This is a genomic window from Pseudomonas sp. NCHU5216 (genome assembly GCF_052156495.1).
In the GTDB taxonomy this organism is placed as follows: domain Bacteria; phylum Pseudomonadota; class Gammaproteobacteria; order Pseudomonadales; family Pseudomonadaceae; genus Aquipseudomonas.
In genome coordinates, this window is the sequence record NZ_JBQLIX010000008.1 from 123,194 (window position 1) to 144,910 (window position 21,717).

At 58.8% G+C, this 21,717-nt stretch carries 15 protein-coding genes; 10 read left to right on the forward strand and 5 right to left on the reverse strand.

All coding sequences use genetic code 11. The features are described 5' to 3' along the window. Nucleotides 1–3: 3 nt before the first annotated feature. The 3 genes from mscK to ACSVIK_RS08890 form a co-directional block, all read right to left on the reverse strand. Nucleotides 4–3,351: a mechanosensitive channel MscK gene (gene mscK, locus ACSVIK_RS08880; protein ID WP_442443977.1), complete on the reverse strand. Its 3,348-nt coding sequence runs from the start codon at nt 3,349–3,351 to the stop codon at nt 4–6. A gap of 106 nt (nt 3,352–3,457) precedes the next feature. After that, nucleotides 3,458–5,203 carry a potassium/proton antiporter gene (locus ACSVIK_RS08885; RefSeq protein ID WP_442443978.1) on the reverse strand — a complete coding sequence of 582 codons (1,746 nt, stop codon included), beginning with the start codon at nt 5,201–5,203 and terminating at the stop codon, nt 3,458–3,460. Nucleotides 5,204–5,419: 216 nt separating this feature from the next. Beyond that, nucleotides 5,420–7,225 (reverse strand): acyl-CoA dehydrogenase, encoded by a 1,806-nt coding sequence (locus ACSVIK_RS08890; protein WP_442443979.1) that lies wholly within the window; start codon nt 7,223–7,225, stop codon nt 5,420–5,422. Between the two features lie 272 nt (nt 7,226–7,497). Between ACSVIK_RS08890 and ACSVIK_RS08895 the strand changes: the two genes are divergently transcribed. The 8 genes from ACSVIK_RS08895 to ACSVIK_RS08930 all read left to right on the forward strand — a co-directional run bounded on the left by ACSVIK_RS08895 (nt 7,498) and on the right by ACSVIK_RS08930 (nt 17,462). After that, entirely contained in the window at nt 7,498–14,232 is a 6,735-nt protein-coding gene (locus tag ACSVIK_RS08895; protein WP_442443980.1) for an RHS repeat-associated core domain-containing protein, read from the forward strand. 11 nt (nt 14,233–14,243) lie between these two features. Further along, nucleotides 14,244–14,681 (forward strand): SMI1/KNR4 family protein, encoded by a 438-nt coding sequence (locus tag ACSVIK_RS08900; protein ID WP_442443981.1) that lies wholly within the window; start codon nt 14,244–14,246, stop codon nt 14,679–14,681. Between the two features lie 203 nt (nt 14,682–14,884). Continuing rightward, on the forward strand, nt 14,885–15,262 hold the full coding sequence (locus ACSVIK_RS08905) for a hypothetical protein (RefSeq protein ID WP_442443982.1): 378 nt from the start codon (nt 14,885–14,887) through the stop codon (nt 15,260–15,262). Nucleotides 15,263–15,344: 82 nt separating this feature from the next. Beyond that, the gene (locus ACSVIK_RS08910) at nt 15,345–15,686 is read left to right on the forward strand and encodes a hypothetical protein (RefSeq protein WP_442443983.1); all 342 of its coding nucleotides are present in this window, start codon (nt 15,345–15,347) and stop codon (nt 15,684–15,686) included. A gap of 93 nt (nt 15,687–15,779) precedes the next feature. Next, on the forward strand, nt 15,780–16,118 hold the full coding sequence (locus ACSVIK_RS08915) for a hypothetical protein (protein ID WP_442443984.1): 339 nt from the start codon (nt 15,780–15,782) through the stop codon (nt 16,116–16,118). Between the two features lie 178 nt (nt 16,119–16,296). Then, complete coding sequence (locus ACSVIK_RS08920) at nt 16,297–16,632, forward strand: hypothetical protein (protein WP_442443985.1); 336 nt, start codon at nt 16,297–16,299, stop codon at nt 16,630–16,632. Between the two features lie 48 nt (nt 16,633–16,680). Further along, a complete protein-coding gene (locus ACSVIK_RS08925; RefSeq protein ID WP_442443986.1) occupies nt 16,681–17,010 on the forward strand; it encodes a hypothetical protein in 330 nt (109 codons plus the stop codon). Nucleotides 17,011–17,144: 134 nt separating this feature from the next. Then, on the forward strand, nt 17,145–17,462 hold the full coding sequence (locus tag ACSVIK_RS08930) for a hypothetical protein (protein ID WP_442443987.1): 318 nt from the start codon (nt 17,145–17,147) through the stop codon (nt 17,460–17,462). Between the two features lie 147 nt (nt 17,463–17,609). Here ACSVIK_RS08930 and ACSVIK_RS08935 read toward each other — a convergent pair whose 3' ends face one another. Both ACSVIK_RS08935 and ACSVIK_RS08940 read right to left on the reverse strand, forming a co-directional pair. Further along, on the reverse strand, nt 17,610–18,656 hold the full coding sequence (locus tag ACSVIK_RS08935) for an NAD(P)H-dependent flavin oxidoreductase (RefSeq protein ID WP_442443988.1): 1,047 nt from the start codon (nt 18,654–18,656) through the stop codon (nt 17,610–17,612). 16 nt (nt 18,657–18,672) lie between these two features. Next, entirely contained in the window at nt 18,673–19,845 is a 1,173-nt protein-coding gene (locus ACSVIK_RS08940) for a YbfB/YjiJ family MFS transporter (protein ID WP_442443989.1), read from the reverse strand. A 94-nt stretch (nt 19,846–19,939) separates the two neighbouring features. On the opposite strand from ACSVIK_RS08940, the gene ACSVIK_RS08945 reads away from it, so the two are divergent. Together ACSVIK_RS08945 and ACSVIK_RS08950 are read left to right on the forward strand one after the other, a co-directional pair. Next, a complete protein-coding gene (locus ACSVIK_RS08945) occupies nt 19,940–20,827 on the forward strand; it encodes a LysR substrate-binding domain-containing protein (protein WP_442443990.1) in 888 nt (295 codons plus the stop codon). Between the two features lie 26 nt (nt 20,828–20,853). Beyond that, nucleotides 20,854–21,708, forward strand: coding sequence for a 23S rRNA (adenine(2030)-N(6))-methyltransferase RlmJ (locus tag ACSVIK_RS08950; protein ID WP_277373652.1), 855 nt, complete (start codon nt 20,854–20,856; stop codon nt 21,706–21,708). The last annotated feature ends 9 nt before the right edge of the window (nt 21,709–21,717 follow it).

Sequence of the window (21,717 nt, forward strand, 5' to 3'; positions counted from 1 at the left end):
CGGTCAGGGTGTGGCCGGTGGTGGCGGTGTCTGGATGTCCGCTGCGCCGGCCGCGGCGATTTGCGCGATCTCTTTCTGATCGAGTTTCTGTTCGCCGCGTTCCAGATTCTTCACGTACACCTCGACTTGGCGGAAGGCGATGTTGATGCCGTTCTTCGCGAACTCGCGGTCGATGAAACGGTTGATTTCGTCGGTGGCCGGGTTGCGATCACCTAGATCGCGCACATGGATGCGCAGCTCGTGGTCGAGCGTGCTCTCGCCGAAATTGAGGAAGTAGGCGATGGGCGCTGGATCCTTGAGCACCCGTGGGTTCTCCTGCGCGGCCTGCAGCAGCAGCTTGCGCACCAGCTCGAGATCCGAGCCGTAACCGACGCCGACCTTGAGGGTGACGCGGGTGACCGTATCGGTCAGCGACCAGTTGATCAACTGGCCGGTGATGAAGGTCTTGTTCGGGACGATGATTTCCTTGTGGTCGAAATCGGTGATGGTGGTGGCGCGAATACGTATTCTGCTCACGGTGCCGGACAGGTTGCCGATGGTCACCACGTCGCCGATGCGCACCGGGCGCTCGAAGAGGATGATCAGGCCGGAGATGAAGTTGGCGAAGATCTCCTGCAAGCCGAAACCCAGCCCCACCGACAACGCCGCTACCAGCCATTGCAGTTTGTCCCAGCTCACCCCGAGGGTGGACAGGGTGGTGACGATGCCGATGCCGACCAGGGCATAAGACAGCAGCGTGGTGGTGGCGTAAGCACTGCCTTGCGCCAGGTTCATGCGTGACAGCACCAGCACTTCCAGCAGGCCGGGCAGGTTACGCGCCAGGGCCACGGTGATGGCGACGATGAGCAGCGCGCCGAGCACATCCAGCAGGCTGATGGGCACCAGCGTCGCGGCATTGCCGGTGCCACTGCTGTACTCGTAGAGGTTGACGGTTTCCAGGTAGGTGAACACGCCGATCAGATCGGCCCAGACCCAGTACAGGCAGACCAGGAAGCCGCCGAGCAGGGCCAGGCGAATCAGGCGCAGGGACTGCTGGTTGACCTGCTCGATGTCCAGCGTGGGCTCTTCTATGGCGGCTTCGCCCTCGGCACCCTCCTTGCTCTGTGCTTGCCGTTTGGCCAGGGCGCGTTGATAGGCCAGGCGTTTGGCGGCGACGCTCAGGCCGCGCACCAGCGCCGCCTCGACGATGAGCAGGATGATCAGCAGGTAGAGCGTGTCGATCAGGCGGTCGGTGAGCTTGAGCGCGGTGTAGTAGTAACCGAAGGCGACCGCGCCGATCAGTGCCAGCGGCAGCAGGTTGAACAGCACGCCGAGGGTGGTGCGCAGCCCCGAGGTGTTCTCGCGCAAGGGCGCATTGAACAGCAGGTTGAACAGCATCCAGGCCATCAGGGCATAGCAGGTGATCACCACGGCAATGCCGATCACATCGCTGGCCAGGCTTTCCGGTTGGTGCTCGGCGATGCTCACCACCGCGACCAGCGCCATCACCACCAGGCCCAGGCGGCGCATGTGCTTGCGGAAGAAGGCGACGTTGGCCGGTGGCCAATGGAAATGCAGGACGGCCACGCCATCGGGGGCCAGGATGCGGTGCAGGGTGTAGAACACCAACCAGGCCTCGGCCATCTCGTACAGCGCGCCGCCGAGGTAGAGGTTCTGCCCGCGCGCATCGTGCAGCAGGGCATAGCCGCACAGCGCCAGCAGTAACGCGACCGGCAGCGCCAGTATCAGGTTCAGCCCCAGGGCCAGCGGCGTATGCAACTGGCTGTCGTGCTTATAGTGGCCGATGTCGGCATGCAGTTCGCCGAGCTTGCCTAACAGGTACTGGCGGCGCCAGAGAATCACGGCGCAGAGCAGAATCAGCGGCAGGAACACCAGCGGGCGTTCGATCAGCCCGGCGCCCAGTTCACTGATGGCGATGGCCCAGGGAATCTCCGCGAGCTGCCGCTGCAGTTGGTAGGGCACCAGCTTGAGCCAGTCCAGATCGAGCGGCTTGTTGCTGGGTATCCAGAACATCTGCTCGTCGATGGTGGCGCGCAGGCTGCTGGCGGTGCTCTGCAGTTCCTTCTGGTTGATCTGCAGGGTGATGGATTCGTTGAGCAGGGCGTTGAGCGAGCGACTGAGCTTTTCCAGCAACTCGCGGCGGGTCGCCAACTGATCGAGCAGCGCCTTACGCAGCTCGGGGGTGATTTCCTCGCTGGGTTGGTCGGCCAGCAGTTTGTCCACATAGGCGTTGGGGTCGCTGATCTCGTCGCGCTGTTTGTTCAGGTCGAACTGATACAGGCGGATATCGGCGATGTCGTCGGCCAGCGAGCCATCCTCGTGTTTGAGTTGCGGCAGCGCCTGCTTCTGCTGATAGAGAATCTTCGACAGCAGCAGGCTGCCTTGCAGCACGCGGATCTGCTCGTCCAGGGCCTGGTTGGCCTGATTCAGGTTGTCCAGTTGCTGGCGCGCCCTGAGGTTCTCTTCCGTGCGGCTGTTGAGGCGTTCGGTGGAGCGCAGCAGATAGTCGGAGAGCTTGAGGTTGAGCGAGCTTTCCTTGGCCAGCAGCTTGTCCGAGCTGGTGCGCTCAGCCTCGCGCGACTGCTCGGCAACGGTCTGCTCGGAATCTTCACGACGGCGCTCGTTGATCAGGCCTTGCAGCGCCTGGCGCTCCTGCTCGGCGCGGCGAATGCGCTCATCGAGCAGGGCGCGTTGCGCGCTGCCGAGATCCTGCAGCAGGCTGTTGCTGGCCAGCTCCTGGCGGCGCAGCTGGGTTTGCACCGTGAGCATGGCCAGCTCGGCATTGAGTTGGTCACGGCGTTCCGGGCTCAGCGGCTTGCCGTCCACGCGGCCGCTCTTGAGGCTGTTGTTGATGTCCTGGCTGCGTGTCTGGTTCTGGCTGATCTCGGTCTGGGCGCGCTCGGGGCGGTTCTGCGCACTGATGATCAGGCTATTGGCGTCGATGATCGCCTTGTTCCAGTCACTGATCTGGTTGGAGCGTTCGCTCAGCAGTTGATCGAGCTGATCCAGCGACAGGCGTCCATAGCGTTGCGCCACCGGCACTTCGGGGCTGGCCTTGAGCCGGCTCAATTCGCGCTGTGCTTCGCTGATTTGCCGCGGGGCCTTGTCGATCTGCTGGCGCAGGTCGTCCAGGCGCTGTTCGGCGTTGTCGCGGTCCTGAAGCATTTGCAACGTCTGCTCCAGGGTCTGCTTGAGGGCCAGTTGCTCGGCCTCGGGCAGCTTGCGGTCGGCCAGGCTGTCCAGGCTCTGCTGAATATCGGCCGCCTTGGGTGGCTCGTCGGCCTGCGCAGCGCCCAGACCGAAACACAGAAGAAAGACAGTGACTGCTAGGGAAAGGCGCAGCTTGGGCATGATGATCCGATGACCGAGGAAGTATGGATGTGCTCAGTATGAAGCAGCAGAGGCAACGACGCCGATCATGAATGATCGGCGTCAGGTGCGCGATCCTAGCAAAGTCTCAGAGGAACAGGCCGGGACCGGGGCGACTGCCTTCGGGGAATCTGACGCCGACCTTGCGCACCTTGTTCCCTTCCATGGCCGCTACCGTCCAGGTCAGGCCCTGCCACTCCACCTGGTCGCCGACCACCGGCTCGCCGCCGATCTCATGGGCGATGAAGCGCCCCAGCGTCTGGTTGCCCTCGACATCCCCGAGCTTGAGCCCATAGAGCGCGACGATGGCGTTCAGTTCGGCGTCGCCTTCCAGCACGAAATCACCGAAGAAGCGCAGATCCTGGCCGCGCTTGGGCGCCTGGCTGAACAGCTTGCCGAGGGCGGGCAGGTCATGTTCGTGGCCGATCACGCAGAGCAGGTCGCCGGCCTCCAGGCGGGTACTGCCGGAAGGGTGCAGCAGTTCACGGCCACGGAACAGGGCGGCGATACGGGTGCCGTCGGGCATGTTCAGTTCGCGCAGCGCTGCGCCGATGCACCATTTCTCGGCGCCCAGGCGGTAGACGAACAACTCCCACTGGCTGGTGGGGTGCACCTCCAGCCCGGCGCGCGAGATCGGTGCCGGCTCCGGCGGTACGGTGACGCGCATCAGCTTGGCAGCCAACGGCAGGCTGGTGCCTTGCACCAACAGGGAGATGATCACGATGAAGAAGGCCACGTTGAAGAACAGCTGCGCGTTGGGCAGGCCGGCCATCAGCGGGAACACGGCGAGAATGATGGGCACCGCGCCGCGCAGGCCGACCCAGGCGATGAACATGCGCTCACGGTCGTGAAAGGCGCGGAACGGCAGCAGGCCGAGAAAGATCGACAGCGGCCGCGCGAACAGAATCATCCACAGTGCCAGTGCCAGGGCCGGCAGGGCGACGGGCAGCAGCTCGTGCGGCGTGACCAACAGGCCGAGCACCAGGAACATGCCGATCTGCGCCAGCCAGGTGAGGCCATCGAGCATGTGCAGGATGCCGTGGCGCGAGCGGATCGGCCGGTTGCCCAGCAGCAGGCCGCACAGGTAGATGGCGAGGATGCCACTGCCGCCCACGGCAGTGGTGATGGCGAAGATGATCAGGCCGCCGCTGACCACCAGCAGGGAATATAGCCCGCTGGCCAGCTCCATGCGGTTGACCAGCTTGAGCAGCAGCCAGCCGCCGCCCAGACCGAGGATCATGCCGAGGCCAAACTGCTGCACTAGCTGGATCGGCAGATCCCAGCTAAAGCCGGTCTGGCCGCTGGCGAGCATGGCGATCAGGGTGACGGTGAGGAACACCGCCATCGGGTCGTTGCTACCGGACTCGATCTCCAAGGTGGAGCTGACCCGTTCGTTGAGCCCGCGCCCGCCGAGCAGAGAGAACACCGCCGCGGCGTCGGTGGAGCCGACGATGGCACCGATCAGCAGTCCTTCCAGCAGGCTCAGGTCGAACAGCCAGGCCGCGGCCAGGCCGGTGAGCCCGGCGGTGATCATCACCCCGACCGTGGCCAGGGACAGCGACGGCCACAAGGCCACGCGGAAGGTCGAGACCCGTGTGCGCATGCCTCCATCGAGCAGGATCACCGCTAGCGCCAGGTTGCCCACCAGGTAGGCCAAAGGGTAATTGTCGAAGACGATGCCGACGGGGCCGTCGACGCCGGCAAGCATGCCGACACCGAGGAAGATCACCAGAATGGGGATGCCGAAACGCGTACCGAAGGCGCTGACCAGAATGCTGGCCGCTACCAGTGAGGCGCCGATCAAGAACAGATTGTTGATGGCGCTTGCGTCCAACGGCGTACTCCCTGGTCCGGTTAAGGAAAGGCACCATCATGCATGGTGCGTGCCAGGGGATTCTAACCGTAGCCTTCGTGCCGCTGTCAAAAAAGGTATTACATTTTTCGAGCCACAAGCCACAAGCCACAAGCCACAAGCCACAAGCCACAAGCTTGAGCGGAGCGCTGTGCTGCTTTCTCTTGCCGCTTGAGGCTTGCAGCTTGTGGCAGCTCCTTAGAACCAGGCGTCCTGCATAGCCAGGCAGGTGTCGTCGCGAGCCTCGAGAATGGCCAGCTCGTGGTGGCAGCTCGGCACTTCCCAGGTCAGGAAGTAACGTGCCGCCTGCAGCTTGCCCCGATAGAAGGCCTGCTCCTCGGCATTGTCCGTACGCGCCAGGCCCTCTTCGGCGCGAATCGCCTGCTCCAGCCAGCGCCAGCCAATCACCGTGTGGCCGAACACTTTCAGGTACAGCGCCGAGTTGGCCAGGCCCTGATTGATCTTGCCGCTCATCAGATCACCCAGCAGGGCCAGGGTCACCGCTTGCAGGCGGGCCAGCAGTTGCTCGAGCGGCTGGCGCAGGGCGGTGAGCGACTCATGTTCGCTGGCGCGCTGGCAGCAGGCGTTGATCAGCTTGAGCAGTTGCTTGAGCGCCGCACCGCCGTTCATCGACACCTTGCGCCCGAGCAGGTCGAGCGACTGGATGCCATGAGTGCCTTCGTGAATCGGGTTGAGCCGGTTGTCGCGGTAGTACTGCTCCACCGGGTACTCGCGGGTGTAACCGTGGCCGCCGAGAATCTGGATGGCCAGCTCGTTGGCCTTGAGGCAGAACTCCGAAGGCCAGGACTTGACGATGGGGGTGAGCAGGTCGAGCAGCTCCAGCGCGCGGGTGCGGTCTTCGGCGGTTTCCAGGGTCTGGGTGTCGTCAAACAGCCGCGCGGCGTACAGGCCGAGATCGAAGGCGCCTTCTACGTAGGCTTTCTGCGTCAGCAGCATGCGCCGCACGTCGGCGTGCTCGATGATGGAAATTTGCGGGCTGCTCGGATCCTTGCCGTCCGGCTGGCGCCCTTGCGGGCGGTTGCGCGCGTAGTCCAGCGAGTACAGGTAGCCGGCGTAGCCGAGCATGATCGCGCCCATGCCGACGCCGATGCGCGCCTCGTTCATCATCTGGAACATATAGGACAGACCGGCATGCGGCTTGCCCACCAGATAGCCGACGCACTCGCCATTGTCGCCAAAGTTCAGCGCGGTGGAGGTGGTGCCGCGCCAGCCCATCTTGTGGAACAGCCCGGCCAGGGTCACGTCATTGCGTGCGCCCAGACTGCCGTCGTCATTGACGTGGAACTTGGGCACCAGGAACAGGCTGATGCCCTTCACCCCTGGCGGTGCGTCCGGCAGCTTGGCCAGTACCATGTGCACGATGTTCTCCGAAATCGGCTGGTCGCCGCCGGAGATGAAGATCTTGTTGCCCTTGATGCGGTAGCTGCCGTCGGCGTGAGGTTCGGCCTTGGTGCGGATATCCGACAGCGACGAGCCGGCATGCGGCTCGGTCAACGCCATGGTGCCGAAGAAGCGGCCGTCGATGATTGGCTGCAGGTAGCGGGCCTTCTGCTCCTCGCTGCCGAAGGCCTCGATCAGGTTGGCCACGCCCATGGTCAGCATGGAATAGGAACTGGTGGCGATATTGGCCGATTGGAAATGGGCGAAGCAGGCCTGCGACAGCAGATTGGGCAGTTGCATGCCGCCGTGCTCGAAATCGCGGGTGGCATTGAGAAAACCAGCTTCGTGGAAGGCGCGTAACGCCGGCTCCACTTCGGGGATCAGCACCGCGCCGCCGTCGACATACTGCGGCTCGTGTTCGTCGTTCTTGCGGTTATGCGGAGCGAACAGCTCCTCGGCGATGCCGCGCGCGGTATCGATCGCCGCGTCGAAGGTTTCGCGGTTGTGATCGGCAAAGCGCGGACGCTGGGTCAGTGCTTCGGCGTCGAGCACCTCAAAGAGTTCAAACACCAGGTTGCGGGAGCTGAGCAGGGTCTCGGACATGGAACGGGCCTCCAGATGATCCATCGAGTCTAGGCAGCCTGCCGCCCGGCTGCCCAGCATCATCATTGGCCGTGATAAAGCGTTACATCTGGCTGATTTCGCTCAGGATGCGTGTTACCCGTTCAGGAAAGTCAATTCCTCGATGGCTACGGAAACCATACATAAGTAGGGTGGCCGTATGCCATGTTTCATATGAAGTTGTCCCCGAGCGTGGTCGACCGTACGACCCGAACTTAACTGTCTGCGTTATCCAGAAGTCATAAGGATGTGTAATGCACAGGGTAAAAGGATTTTCTAGCTGCTGGTATTTGCTCATCGTCCTGGCGCTGTTGCCGATCAACCAAGGGTTGGCAGAGGGGCTGCAGTGGTCGAATAGTAGTCACCAGGTTTATATGGGGGACTACAACAAGGACGGTCGTTCAGACATCTATCTGCGGGCAAATCCTCTCATCGTGCCGTTGCCTCAGTTGGAAGGCATGCCACTCGTCGTGCCGCGCCGTCAGCATGATGTGGTTTTGCTGGGCGATGGCGCGGGGCAGTTCAGCGTTCTTGGCAGCATCGATCGTCAGGCCCTTGGCGCCATCACGTGGCAGCCAGCGGCTTATGAGCTCTTGTCCGGTGATTTCAATGGCGACGGTTCTCCAGATCTTCTCTTGCGCCCTTCGGCGTCAGGGGAAAACGCTCTTCTATTGACCCTCAATGCTAATGGCGCGCCTACGCTGGCGCAGGTACTCAATTCCCGTGAACTGGGGGTTGAGCTGTCGCAGGCTGGCGGTTATGCGATGAAGTGGCAGGACGCCAATGGTGATGGCAAGGCCGATCTGGTCTTGTCCAAACCAGGCACCGAGCCTTTGCTGCTATTGGGCAGTGCCTCTGGGCTTGCCATGGCTGTCCCTTATTCCAGTGTGGCTGTTCCTGAAGATGGCACTGCTGCTCGGGCTACCGCCTGGGGAATTGCCGAGGGTGAGGCTCAGGTCACTCTGGACGGTCGCCTGGCTTACAACTTTCCACTGCAAGCTCCGCCAGCAGTCAACCAGGTTCAGCCGAATCTGGCCTTCGCCTATCAGGGCTCGGAGAGTGAATCCTTTCTGGGGCAGGGGTGGGGACTGGGTGGCTTGATGCGGATTCAGCGCTGCCCCGCCACCATTGATCAAGATGGCTTTAGCGGCCTCCCCAGCGGCAGTGCCCAGGATCGTTTGTGTCTCGATGGCCAGCGTCTGGTGCTCGTAGCGGGGCAGGCATGGCAACCAGGTAGTGAATACCGTACGGAAATAGACGCCTTCCACAAAGTCATCCAGAAAGGCAGCGCCAATGACCCTTATTTCGAGGTGCGCACGTCATCTGGCCTGATCGTTACGCTGGGCAAGACAGCCTCTAGCCGCATAGTGCCCAGCGGAGGCAAGCCGCTGGCCTGGCAGACGGAAACTGTCGAGGATCGCTCCGGCAATCGCTTCGATGTGCGTTATGGCAACGATGGCATGGGGCTGCCGCAGTCCATCACTTATGCCGAGGGGCGTGTCGAGTTCGAGTATCAGGCTCGTCAGCCGGGCTTCAGCCAATTCGCCCTAGGTGGAGAGCTGCGCCTCGATCACCTGCTGGAAAGGGTGCAGATGTTTGCCGCAGATGGAAGCCGGTTACGTGAATACCGTTTGGGCTACAGCTATAGCCCGAATACCCGCAAACCTCGGGTCGCATTTATTCAACACTGTGCCGCCAGTCAGTGTCTGGAGCCGGTACGTTTCGATTACAAGGCGCAGCCTGGTGAACTGAACGATAAGGGCTTGCTGGCGACAGCCAAACCCATGTCCAGCCTCTACCTGTCCGTTGAAACCGCAATGGACTGGAATGGCGATGGCATCAATGATCTGCTGACGGTCTATGCTGATCGTATTAGCGTCGCTTTAGGCTCTGAAACGGGGCTCGCTGCGGCCACTCAGATAGCATCCGGTCCAGGTTTGTCATCTGCTAACGCAGGTTTGTTCTTCCTGACAGCCACCCCAATAGACGTAGACGGCGATGGAGCGCAAGAGATTTTCTATCTCTCGCTCGATAAAGGTTCGAGTAGTCTTGCTTGGCAATATCTGAAACAAGATGGAACCTCCCACAAGATCGTAGAGTGGCCATCTTCTGATGTCGACCTGCAATACTTTTTGACCAACTTCGGCAGTTCTCTACCTCCTGAACAGAGCATTATGGTTACGGCAGCCAGTGCCGTTGCGCTGGACTTCAATCATGATGGTCGCCTGGATCTCTTGTTACCAACCAAGGGAGGTTGGCAAATCTATGAGAACCGCCCGGGTAGCGGCAGTGGCTTCGTCGAAAGCGGTCGTTTCTCCAATGTCGCCGTAGCAGAAAATCCTTGGTTCGAGCCCTATGCCCTCGATGGTGATGGGCGTTGGCAACTGCTGACAAGTATCGTCGCTGACGGCGTTCAGACATACGCGGTATTGCCTGTGCCCCGGCAGGGCAGTGTCACAGCGGCGCAGAAGATCAGCTTGGGCATTCCAGTCGAACGCTCGGTGATCCTGGATGCCAACGGCGATGGGCTTCTGGATTTTGCGGTGCCGAATGCCTCGAACCAGATCCAGCTCTACCTCAACAAGGGCGGTACACCATCGGCTACGGGGTACAAACTGGTCAATACGGGACTATCGTCTACCGGCATCTTCGCACCTGCAGGGCTGCGTCGCGACAGTGAGAACTATATACCCAAGTCCATGGATTATGACGGCGATGGCCGGCAGGATTTGCTGTTCCTCGATAGTGCTAGTCAGCGTTATGAAGTATTGCGTTCATCCGGGGACGGATTTCAGCGTGTGAAGACCGAAGTGCCGGTACAAATAACGGCAGAGATTTTCAATAACCCCAGCGCGCCAGAATGTAAAGACTATCCCAGTATTCGGGCTAACGCATTGGCATTGGCTGCGGATGCAGAACCAGATGACAAATGGAGGGTCTATGGGCTGATAGCTCTTCTTGATATGAAGTGTGACTATGTCCCTGCCGGCCCGCTCACTGCTCCTCATCACAGTCTGGTTGGCGACTGGAATGGTGATGGGCAGGACGATCTGCTGCTCGCTGCACAAAATGATAGTGCTATTACCTGGCGCCTCTATGCGCAGACGCGTCAGCATACTGAATGGCTACAGGGCATCACCGATAGCCTCGGCAATCGCACCCTGGCTGAATACGGCTCGATACGTGATTCGGCGGTCTACCAGGGGGGCACGGGCGGACAGTTCCCGGTGCTGGATTGGCGTGGACCTAACTGGTTGGTGTCCGCTCTTAAGCAAAGCGATGGCATCGGAGGTTTGCGCGAGACTCGCTTCGAGTATCGCAATGGCAAGATCAATCTGCTGGGTCGCGGCTTTTTGGGTTTTGCCGAAATCATCCGCCATGAACCGGCTCGCCAGCTTACCCAGATGCAGCAGTTGCAGCAGACTTTCCCCTTCATTGGTCGCCTGAGCCAGGAGCGTGTCGAGCGTAACGGTGAGCTGCAATCTCGTGCGACCTGGCAATGGCGCTCGGATACCACCTTCGCCGGTAAGGTTCATGTTCCCCAGCTTGAGTCCAGCGTGCAGGAGCAGTTCGAGCAGGGCGTCGCCGTATCCGCTACCCGTCGCCAGCAGACGCTGGATATCCAGTACGGCACTCTGCTCGAAGAACGCCTGGAAGAGGCTGCAAGCGCAACGGGGCCGGCATTGCGCACCACCCGAACCGTGCGTCAGTACCTTAATGAAGACAGCACGTGGTTGATCGGCTTTCTCAGCCAGGAACAGACCCAGATCCAGAGCGACGGCTACAGCACTTCTTACCTGCATCGCTTCAGCCCTCAGGCAGGCACCTTGTTGGTCGCCGAGGAAGAACGTTATGCCGATGACCCGGCGTTAAAGCAGAGCATCACCTATCAACGCGATACTCGGGGGCGTGTTGCTAAGGTTTCGCGCTCTGGAGCGGGTTTCTCCAGCCGTAGCGAGCAGTATGGCGACTACCAAGGCGCTTCACCGGGGTATCAACGTAATGCCCTAGGCCATGAAGAGCGTTTTAGCTATGTGCCGGGCACAGACCTGGTCAGCCAGCATCAGGATGCAAACGGTCTTCTCACCCTTGCCAGCTATGACCCCTTCGGGCGTGAAGTATTGGTGCGCAAACCCGATGGCTCGCAGGTTCAGCGTAGCTACCAGCGCTGCTCCGGCATGTTGGCATGCCCGACCCTGGCACACTTGGCCATACGGGAGCGTATCCTCAATGCCAGTGGCAACCAGCAAGGGGCTCCAGAGCGCTGGCGCTATCTGGATGCCCTTGGTCGAGAGGTTCGCACGCGCCACCAAGGCTTCGATGGTGCCTGGATCAATGTTGACAGCGATTACGACGCACTGGGGCGCCTGGTTCGGCAGAGTGAACCCTATACTCAGGCGCCTGTGTATGAGGAAGCCAGCTGGGACTTCAAGGACAGGCCTGTTACCCGGACATTGCCCAGTGGCATGCAGATCGCCTACTCCTACGGAGCACGCAGCGGCGGCGGAAGTTGGCGCGAGTACAGCCTCAGCTACGAGCAGCAAGGCAGCAAGACCCGCGTCGAGCGTCGTGAAAACGATGCCCTCGGCCAGTTGGTACTGAGCCGTAATGCCGTTGGCTCTGCGCTGGAAACCACCACGGCATATGCCTATGACGCGGCAGGTAACCTGCGTTGGACACGGGTCAATGGTGACCCGCGTACTGTCATCCGCATGGCCTATGACGCTGCCGGCAACCGTACCCTGTTCCATGATCCCAACAGCGGCGAGTTGCGCATGCGCTATGACGCCTTGGGCAATCTGTTGGAGGCACAGGCCGCGGATGGCAGCCGTGTGGTCAGCCAGTACGACTTGCTAGGGCGGCGTATCAGTCGTACCGACTATGATGTAGACGGCCAGGTTAAAGAAGGTTCGCTCTGGCAATACGACCAGGCAGCCAATGGCCTTGGCCAGCTATCGGCCATGGCCAGTAACGACCAGGGTTTCATGCAGGTCTACAGCTACGATGCCTTGTCGCGCCCTTCGGCCCGGCAAACCAGCATCCAGGCAGCCGGGTCGACCTTGACCTATAACGACGGCATGAACTACGACGGCTTCAGTCGGCCTAATAGCGTCCTGGACGCCAGCGGCTTCCGTTACGTCAAGCATTACAATGGCTATGGTTATTTGCAGGGTGAGAGTGACCAGGCCAGTGGTGCATCGCTACGGCGTATCGAAGCCCAGAACGTGCGGGATCAGATCACGCGCGTGGTCTATGGCAATGGCATAACCAGTCAGTCCGAGTACGATGAGGCCACCGGCTGGCTCGAACAACAACTGGCTGGTACTGCCCAGGGCAACTTCCAGCAACTGAGTTACAGCTATGCGCAGAATGGCCTGCTCCTGACCCGCGAGGACGGTCGCGGACTGCGCGAAAGCTTCGACTACGACTTGCTGCAGCGCCTTACCAGCAGCACCCGGCAACTGGCCGGGCAGACACTGCAGCAGCAATACCGCTACGACGCGCTGGGCAATCTGCTGCAGAACCCCAATTTCAACGAACTGAGTTATGGCGGTTACAGCGATGCCGGGCAGTCGACCTGTGCGGCTCAGGGTGGGGTGGCCAGCCCTGGCCCACATGCCGTGCTACAGAGCCCGAGTGGCTATTACTGTTACGACGCGCGCGGCAATCAGATCGGCGCGCCAGGGCGCACGATCGACTACAGCCTCTACGACAAGCCTCTGCGCATCAGCGAAGGTGGCCAGCATAGCGACTTTCGCTACGACCCCGAGCGCCGTCGCTATCTGCAGACAACCAGTGCTCGCCTCACGGTCTATATCGATGAAGGGCGCTTCGAGGAGGTTCACGAGCAAGGTCAACGGCGGCAGAACAGCTATATCGGTGATTACCTTCAGGTGTCACGCGTCGTTGGCAGCGAGCAGTTCCAGTTCAACTACCAGTTGCGCGACCAGCTAGGCTCGTTGGAGAGCGTCACCGATGGCAGTGGCGCGTTGGTGGAGCGGCGCAGCTATGCACCCTTTGGTGCGGTGCGTGGCGCGGATTGGAGTGATACGCCTGCGCCTCTGATGACCACCCGCCGTGGCTTTACCGACCATGAACACCTGCCGGAAAGCGGGTTGATCCATATGAACGGCCGGGTCTACGACCCAGCGCTGGGGCGTTTTCTGAGTGCCGATATCGTGTATCAGGATACGGCCAATGGGCAGGCGTTTAATCGGTATTCGTATGGGTTTAACTCGCCGTTTAGTGGGGTGGATCCGACGGGGTATGCTTGTATCGGCCTGTGTGGTTGGAATATACCATTTACTAATATTCCGCTTGGGTTTGAACTAAATAACCTAAGTTATACGAGCCCGCTACAGTCATTTAACAGCTTCTTGAATGGACTGTTTGGAAATGATCTGCAGCCTGAACGTAGGTACATGGGTAGCGATCCGCTGGGGCAATTCAAATATGGAGTGCAAAGTGACAGGTTAGCCAATAGTTATAGTTCGGGTGAATGGACGAGGGGAGCTCTCGCCCGCAACGCGAAAGAATTGCTTGATGGTTATAGGCCGGAGGCGATAATACAAGAGGTGGCGCAGGATGGAGCGCTAGCTATTGGAGGAATTCTTGTAAAGAAAAACCCGTATGTGCGTGCTGCTGACGGGCTCTATGAAAGATATGAAAGAGCTACAAGGTATGGCCCGAATGATCCTCCGGTGAGAATTGATGGTAATTGGTCCATTAACGACATGAAAGCTGCTCTGCTTGGTCATCCACCTAAAGGCTTAGGGAGGCCAGACCTACATCATGCAGATCAAATGCCTGGTTCTGGTATTCATGAAATACTACCTGATTTGCATCGCGGTAACAAAGATTTGCACCCCAATAAATTTAACCAGGGGGTTACCCCGGAGATGAGGGATTCTGATAGAAAATTACATTGGTGGTACCGGGCTCGAGAGCAAGGCGCAGATGATGTTTTGCCAGATCGGATATATGACTAAGGGGTTGATTTGTGGATTTTGAAAATTTCAAAAAGCTAGTTGATAAAGTTAAAAAAAACCACCCGGTATGGTTTGATATGGAGCCTGATGACGCGCCCTCGAATTTTGTTGTGAGCGACGCGGAAGAAAAGCTCGGTGTAAAGCTTCCTGTTGATTATAAGGATTTCGTTTGTGAATATGGTGGAGGATATTTTGCGTTCTCATCTGTGTATTCCCTGGAGGTGGGAAGTGATTGGAATTTGGTTGATATGAATTGCAAGTATAAAAAACTCCGTGGTGATTATGTTTTGGTTTCGGAGAACGGTGTTGGGGACTTTTATGGGTATAAGGTGGTTAATGGTGTTTGTGATTCGGAGATATATTTCTATGATCACGATGTAGGCGTCTGGCAAGGTGCGAAATACAGAGATCTTTTTGAGTATCTAGAAAAAGTTGCGCTTTCTAATTGAGACAATAAGACAATGATGGGGAAAGGGGCGGATTTGCTTTTTGGGGTGCACATGTCCTGGCTTTTGGCTTCGGATGCAAAATTACTCCCGCTATATGGATCTTGCTGTTTGATTTTTAATTTAATACGTATTGTTTGAAAGGAAAGCCAGCTGAGGGAACCTGTTTGAGATGTCGGGTTAAATGGCGATGATATGGAGGTAGTATGGATAAGGAAAGACTTTCAAGCTTGGTTGTAGGCTTTTGGCTGATTGCGAGTGCAAGCTCGTCGTATTCGGCAAGTTTGGTCTGTAGCGGTAAGGTTGAAGCTTTATCTTATCATGCTAATAACCAATTTATGATAAAGCTGAGCAGTATGAATGTTCCGGTTTTTTTCTGTAGTCCGGAGCGTGAGTGGGTTGTTGCGGGTACAGGCTATAAAACCGGAGCAGAGACTTGTAAAGCATTTTATTCGACCTTCCTTGCTGCCAGAATGTCTGGCGAGCCGATCAATAACCTTTTCTTTGATGGCGATCAAGTGCCTGCAGCCTGTGATGCATGGTCTAATTGGCAGTCAGCCAATATACGTCATTTTATTTACTAAGCCTTGTTCAGGGTAACTGGTCGCGCTTGATTTTAATGGGGCGCCATTCGGTTAAGGGACGCCGTTGCAAGGGAGAGAGGCGATGAATAAGGTGTGGCAATTAGGTTTTGCTGTGTTATTGCTTCCGGGTGTTTGTCTGGGTGAGGTTGTCTATTCAAAAGCCGCGACCATCAGCGGGTTTTGGTCTTGGGCGCAAACAGAGACTTCAGTAGATGGGGATGCGGTCTTGCATATAGACACCGGTTTAACTCAGTGTCCAAATGGTGTTTATATTAAGGATACCGAAAACTCCAGCAAGGCTTACTCTGCGGCCCTGAGTGCTTATGTCGCAAATAAGACCGTCAGGGTGCAGGTGTATGATGACCAGTACTGGGCTGGCTCCAGTACCCCTTATTGTAAGGTTCGGGCTGTTTTTCTCGAATAGTTTAATAAGAGCCTTCATGCTGATTGAGTGGGCTTGGGTCAACATTGTTTCAGGTCTGGTTTATCGCTGTTATCGTTATTAGGGGCGGGGTTTATGAAAAAGGTATTTCTGCTTTTTGCTATTTTTTCGGTGTTGTGTAAAAGCGCTTATGCGGACTCTACAGGGACTGTCCTTCGTGTGGTGTGTCATGCTGGGAATGTTTCTCCACTCTGTCAGGTTTCATTAAATGGTTCCCCTAATTTAGCTGCCTGTGCAACATCCAGTTGGCACTATACCTTTGATGGCAGTACCTCTGAAGGGAAAAATCTGCTCTCCATCATACTCGCAGCTCAGGTATCCCGGCAGACGATCAGCATTGGTGGTAAAGGTACTTGCGCATTGTCTAATGGGTCAGAAGATTTAAGGCATGCCTATATGGTGACTGCGCCTTGAGGTGCATTATGAAGTGCTCTGGTGTAGTGCTTTATAGTTTCTCAATTGCTTTAGGTTTCATCTGCTGATTGTGCTGGTTGACTTTTCGAGGTTTAAATGCGGATGTCTGGGGTGGGTGATTTTGAATGGGTTTACGAGGGTAACTAAATAGCCTTGAGAGGCAAGACTGAGGTGTTGTATGCGTGCTAAATGGGTTTTAGGGGTGAGCGTCTTGGCTTTCGCCGAGATGGCATATTCTGCTTGCAGTTCTGTGATGTGTCAGAATGTCTATGTGGAAAGGCTCAATCCGAATGCTAATGGGAAAGTGTATGTTGCTACTAGTGGCGACGAAACGCAGTTGAATTGCAGTGCGGTTTCACAGGTGTATTTGACTTTTGATCTCTCCGAACCTGCTGGGAATGTATTTTACTCGACTCTTCTTGCTGCACAGATTTCGGATCGTAAGGTGTCGCTAAGGATTGTAGATGGCAGCCAGGGCTGCACCGTTACCTATATCATGCATGACCGGCAGTAAAGGGTTTTCAGGTTGTGGTTTGGTATGGATTTAAAGTATGGGGGACACATGAAATTAATTTTAGGGGTGCTAGCCCTGCTGAGTGGGTGTGCTCTTGCGGGAGAGCAGGTTGGTAAGGTCAGCACTCTATTTGCGCGGGCGAGTGATAACTTGCATTTGGTCGAGTTGTCGGGCGGGACGGAAAAGACAGGATCCCCTTCATGTGCTACACATAAATATTGGTTGATTAAAGATGAAGCATCAGTTGCTGGTAAATCACAATTTAGTCAGTTGCTTGCTGCGCAAATGACAGGTAAGAAAGTCACTATAGTGGGTTCAAATACTTGTTCCAGATGGGGAGATGGTGAGGATATTAATTATATCCTGGTTCGTGATTGAGTTTGCTTGGTGGAAATAAAATACCATGCTCGTTGGTGTTGTTGCTTTTTGTCAGGCGTTTTATTCTGTGGGGCAAATTTGTTTAAGGTGGTGTGTGTCTTGAGTTATTTTTAATGTGCATGAGGGAATGTGAGATGAGATATTTGACTTTTCTGTTTTTAGCTTTGCTGAGCACGAGCACATTTGCCGAGCTGGCTAGCTACTGCGGTCAAGTCGAAAGGTTCAGGATATGGGCTGCTGGAAGTGATACGTATGGAATCTGGGTGGAGTATAAAGCCAATCCAGGGGCGTGTCCTAGTGGGTTTTATTTGCCGCATCAGTCGGATAATAAAAGCTATGTTATGAGTTTTCTTTTGGCTGAAAAAGCACAAGGAAATAAAATTTGTATGCAGGTTGTTAGCTCTGAAGTGCTTTATGGGCGTTGCAAGATCAATTATGTTTACAATCCATAGGCAGTGGATTTGTATGGAGGTTATATTAAATTTCATCATGAGTTGAGTTGGGCATCCAATGCGAGTCAAGAGCAGGCAAGGAGTAGATGTTGGAGATACAAGCCCACTTTTAACGTGCCAATTGTGCATAGGTTAGAGCGCTCATCGCTATGCGCGACGGAAGCCTCGCGCCAGCTCACGGGTCAGCTCCGCCGCTGGCATCGGTCGGCAATTGGCGACGTTCTGCCCGGCCCATAGCGGTGAAAAATCGCCGCTGCCCTTTGCTTCGGCTGCGGCGCGCAGTGGGGCGATGGCGGCGGTGGCCAGGGGGAATTCCGGCCCTTGCGTGCTGAGCGGCCCCAGTTCGCGTATCAGGCGATTGACGATGCCCCGTGCCGGGCGGCCGCTGAACAGGTTGGTCAGGGCGGTATGGCGCGCGGCTGGGCTTTGCAGGGCGGCGCGGTGGAGGGGGCTGGTGCTGGCCTCAGGGCACAGCAGGTAAGCGCTGCCCACCTGCACGCCGGTGGCGCCAAGGGCCATGGCGGCGGCCACGCCACGGGCGTCGGCGATACCGCCAGCGGCGATTACCGGCACCGAGAGTGCATCCACCAGTTGCGGCAGCAAGGCGAAGGTGCCGAGCTGGCGGCTCAGTTCATGATCGAGAAAGTGCCCGCGATGGCCGCCGGCTTCCAGCCCTTGGGCAATCACCGCGTCGACGCCGCGCGCCTGCAGCCACAGGGCCTCCTCAAGGGTGGTGGCGCTGGAGATGATTTTGGCCCCACTGCGGCGTACCCGCTCCAGCAAGTTTTCCTCTGGCAGGCCGAAATGGAAGCTGACCACGGCCGGGCGGAATTCCTCCACCAGCGCGGCGGCCTCGTCGTTGAACGGCAGGCGGCCAGGCCCGCTGGCGATGTTCGCCACGTCCACACCTAGCTCGTCATAGTAAGGCGCTAGCGCTTCGCGCCAGGTCACCTCACGGGCGGCATCCGGCTCGGGCGGTATGTGACTGAAGAAGTTGAGATTGAAGGGCGCCGTTGTGAGGTTCTTTATAGCTTCCAGCTCCTGGCCCAGGGCGGCTGGTGTGAGCATGGCGCAGGGAATCGAGCCAAGACCACCGGCCTGGCATACGGCAGCGGCCAGGCGATGATTCTGCGAGCCGGCCATCGGCGCCTGGATCAGTGCCAGGTCGGTGCCGAAAAGATCATTCACGGACATGAGGCGGTCTCCGTTATCAATGGGTTGGGCGTGGTTCAGGCGCGGGTGTCTGCCAGATCCACAATAGTGACCAGAGCAGTGCCAGGGCGCCGATGGCGAAGCTGTTGGTAAGGCTGTAACCGGCTGCCGTCCAGTGTTCCACGAACCAGGGGCCGGCTAGCTGACTGCTGCCGTAGAGGCTGATCAACAGCGCTGCCAGGCGCGGCCCCTGGCCTGGTTTGAGCGCTCGGGCGAGTCGCTGCGTGAGCAGAACCGTGCCCATGAAGGTGCCGCCGACCAGCACGGCGCAGCCCAGAATGCCCAGTGGGCCGGGTAGGAGTACCGGCAGCAGGGTGCCGAATAGCTGCAAAGCATAGTTGACCTGCAAGGCGCGGCGATCTCCCAGCCAGGCGCCGAGGCGATTCCACAAGGTGGCCGAAACCAGGCAGGCCAGCGCCGTCCACCACCAGTTGCCGATCAGCAAGGGGTGATCTGGCGGCAACTGCTCACGGGCCAGTGCGGGGAGAAAGGTCAGTGGCAGGATATAGCCCAGGCCCGCACCCAGATAGGCCAAGAGCAGCGGTGCGCTGCGGCGATCGATCAGTCGCCCATGTACGCTGGCCTGGGGTGTCGCGGGCAATTCCAGAGCCAGGCGTCGCAGCATCCTGGCACTGATAGCGGCAAGCGGCAGGGCGACCAGAGCGATAGGCAGCCAGCGCATCGGCCCTTGCCAGGGCGTGAGGGCCACCAGCAGGCCGCACAGCAGCATACCGCCGCCCAGTCCCAGGTACACCAGGCCACTCAAGGCCGTGGCCTGGCGCAAGGCCAGCCACTCCAGCACCAGTGCTGGTGCGAGCACGAAGACCACACCATTGCTGATGCCATTGCTCAGGCGCAGGAATGCGAGCAGGTCGATGTCGTGAGTGAAGACCTGGGCTAGAGTCAGGCCGGCGTTCAGTATGAGCGCCAGCGGCAGCCCCAGGCGCAGACCTCGAGCGTTGGCCATGGGCAAGGCGAGCAAGGCGCCGAGCAGGTAGCCCAGGTAGTTCCAGGTGGCCAACTGGGCACCCTGGGCAAGGTCGAACAGGCCGTCGTCGAGCAGCAGGGGCAGCAGCGGCGTATAGGCAAAACGCCCCAAGGCATGCACCGCCACCAGTGCCAAGGCAGCGGCGAGTATGGCTTGGGTGCAGTCGCGGTCGAGTCTGAGCATCGGGCCTCCGGTCGTGCTGCGCACCATAGCTGTTGTTCTTGGATTACTGTTAGTGAAAAATACTGAGCTGAATTTTCACTTTAGGTGATCATCTTTGGATGCCTGGCAGCGCCTAAATCCGCAACTGCTGCGCTATTTCCTCGCCGTTGCCCGCGAGGGGTCTCTGAGCGCTGCTGGGGCGCACTTGAATTGCGTGCCGTCGAACGTTTCGGCGCGCTTGCGCCAGTTGGAGCGGCAGCTCGAGACGCGCTTGTTCCAGCGTCAGGGCCAGCGCTTGCGGCTGAGTCAGGCCGGTGAGCGGCTGAGGCCTCATGCCGAGCATCTCGAGCAGCTCTGCCAGATGGCCTGGCGTAGCGTTCAGGAGGATCTGTGGAGTGGTGACCTGCGCCTGGGCTCCATGGAAACCACTGCCGCAGTGGGGTTACCAGAGCTGCTCGCAGCCTTTCATCAGCGTGCGCCGAGGGTCAATCTGCAGTTGAGTACCGGGCCGAGCAGGCAACTGGTCAAGGGGATACTGGCAGGGGAACTGGATGCCGGCCTGATCGCTGGGCCTTTCGAGCATCCGCAGCTCGATTGTCTGCCGATATGGCAGGAGGAGTTGATGCTGGTATTGCCGCCAGAGCAGGACTTCGCCGATCTGGCGAGGCGCCCGCAAACGCTACTGGGGTTTCCTGAAGGCTGTCACTACCGTGAGCGGCTGGAGCGTTGGATGATCCACGCTGAGCTGCAGGTGGCGACGCGGCAGAGCTATGGCTCGATCGACGCGATCTTCGCAGGTATCGCCGCCGGTATGGGCATCGGCCTGTTGCCGCGTAGCCTGCTCGAGCATCACCCGCGCGCGCATCTGGTGCATTATCAGGCCATTGCCCCGGAGTTCGGGGCCACCACCACATTGCTGGCGCGCCGCCGCGACGCGGGCGAGCATCCCCCTCTGGATTTGCTGCTGGAGCTGATGCGCGCGCAAAGCTCGCTCAGCCGGTAAACTTGGCGACCGCTTCGGAGACATCCATGAACTACCGCCACGCCTTCCATGCCGGCAATCACGCCGACGTGCTCAAGCATCTGCTGCTGACCCGCCTGATCGCCCTGCTGTCGAAAAAGGAAGCGCCATTCGCCTACCTCGACAGCCATGCAGGGCTTGGCCTGTACGACCTGCAAGGTGACCAGGCCAGCCGCACCGGCGAGTACCTGGAGGGCATCGGCCGGCTGTGGCAGGCCACGCAACTGCCGGATGCGGTGGAGGCGTACCTGGAAGTGGTGCGGGCGATGAACCCCGATGGCGAACTGCGTTACTACCCCGGCTCGCCGGAGTGGGCACGGCTGCTCAGCCGTGAGCAGGATCGCCTGCAGCTCAACGAGAAGCACCCTGAGGATGGCCGTCTGCTCAAGGACAACATGCGCGGCGACCGCCGCGTGGCCGTGCACCTGGGCGAGGGCTGGCATGTGCCACGGGCGTTGATGCCGACCCGTGAGAAGCGCGTGCTGCTGCTGATTGACCCACCCTTCGAGCAGGCCGACGAGCTGCAGCGCTGCGTCGAGGCGCTGAACGAGGCGCACGGACGCATGCGCCAGGCCATCGTGGCGATCTGGTACCCGATCAAGGATGAGCGCCAGTTGGCGCGTTTCTATCGCGACCTGCAGAAAAGTGCCGCGCCCAAGCTGTTACGCGCCGAGTTGTACGTGCATGCGCCGGACGATGCCACACGCCTGAGCGGCTCGGGCCTGGTGATCAGCAACCCGCCCTGGGGCCTGGAGGACGAACTTCGGCAACTGCTGCCCTGGCTGGCCGATGCGCTCGGCCAGAGCCAGGGCGGCTGGCGCCTGGACTGGTTGATAGAAGAAGCGGCAAGCGGCAAGCCATAAGCGTAGCCC

Excerpts from the sequence above, each read along its gene's own strand:
- mscK (WP_442443977.1), bottom strand. The coding sequence starts at position 3,351 with ATGCCCAAGCTGCGCCTTTCCCTAGCAGTCACTGTCTTTCTTCTGTGT.
- ACSVIK_RS08890 (WP_442443979.1), bottom strand. The coding sequence starts at position 7,225 with ATGTCCGAGACCCTGCTCAGCTCCCGCAACCTGGTGTTTGAACTCTTT.
- ACSVIK_RS08895 (WP_442443980.1), top strand. The coding sequence starts at position 7,498 with ATGCACAGGGTAAAAGGATTTTCTAGCTGCTGGTATTTGCTCATCGTC.
- ACSVIK_RS08905 (WP_442443982.1), top strand. The coding sequence starts at position 14,885 with ATGGATAAGGAAAGACTTTCAAGCTTGGTTGTAGGCTTTTGGCTGATT.
- ACSVIK_RS08910 (WP_442443983.1), top strand. The coding sequence starts at position 15,345 with ATGAATAAGGTGTGGCAATTAGGTTTTGCTGTGTTATTGCTTCCGGGT.
- ACSVIK_RS08915 (WP_442443984.1), top strand. The coding sequence starts at position 15,780 with ATGAAAAAGGTATTTCTGCTTTTTGCTATTTTTTCGGTGTTGTGTAAA.
- ACSVIK_RS08920 (WP_442443985.1), top strand. The coding sequence starts at position 16,297 with ATGCGTGCTAAATGGGTTTTAGGGGTGAGCGTCTTGGCTTTCGCCGAG.
- ACSVIK_RS08925 (WP_442443986.1), top strand. The coding sequence starts at position 16,681 with ATGAAATTAATTTTAGGGGTGCTAGCCCTGCTGAGTGGGTGTGCTCTT.
- ACSVIK_RS08930 (WP_442443987.1), top strand. The coding sequence starts at position 17,145 with ATGAGATATTTGACTTTTCTGTTTTTAGCTTTGCTGAGCACGAGCACA.
- ACSVIK_RS08935 (WP_442443988.1), bottom strand. The coding sequence starts at position 18,656 with ATGTCCGTGAATGATCTTTTCGGCACCGACCTGGCACTGATCCAGGCG.
- ACSVIK_RS08940 (WP_442443989.1), bottom strand. The coding sequence starts at position 19,845 with ATGCTCAGACTCGACCGCGACTGCACCCAAGCCATACTCGCCGCTGCC.
- ACSVIK_RS08950 (WP_277373652.1), top strand. The coding sequence starts at position 20,854 with ATGAACTACCGCCACGCCTTCCATGCCGGCAATCACGCCGACGTGCTC.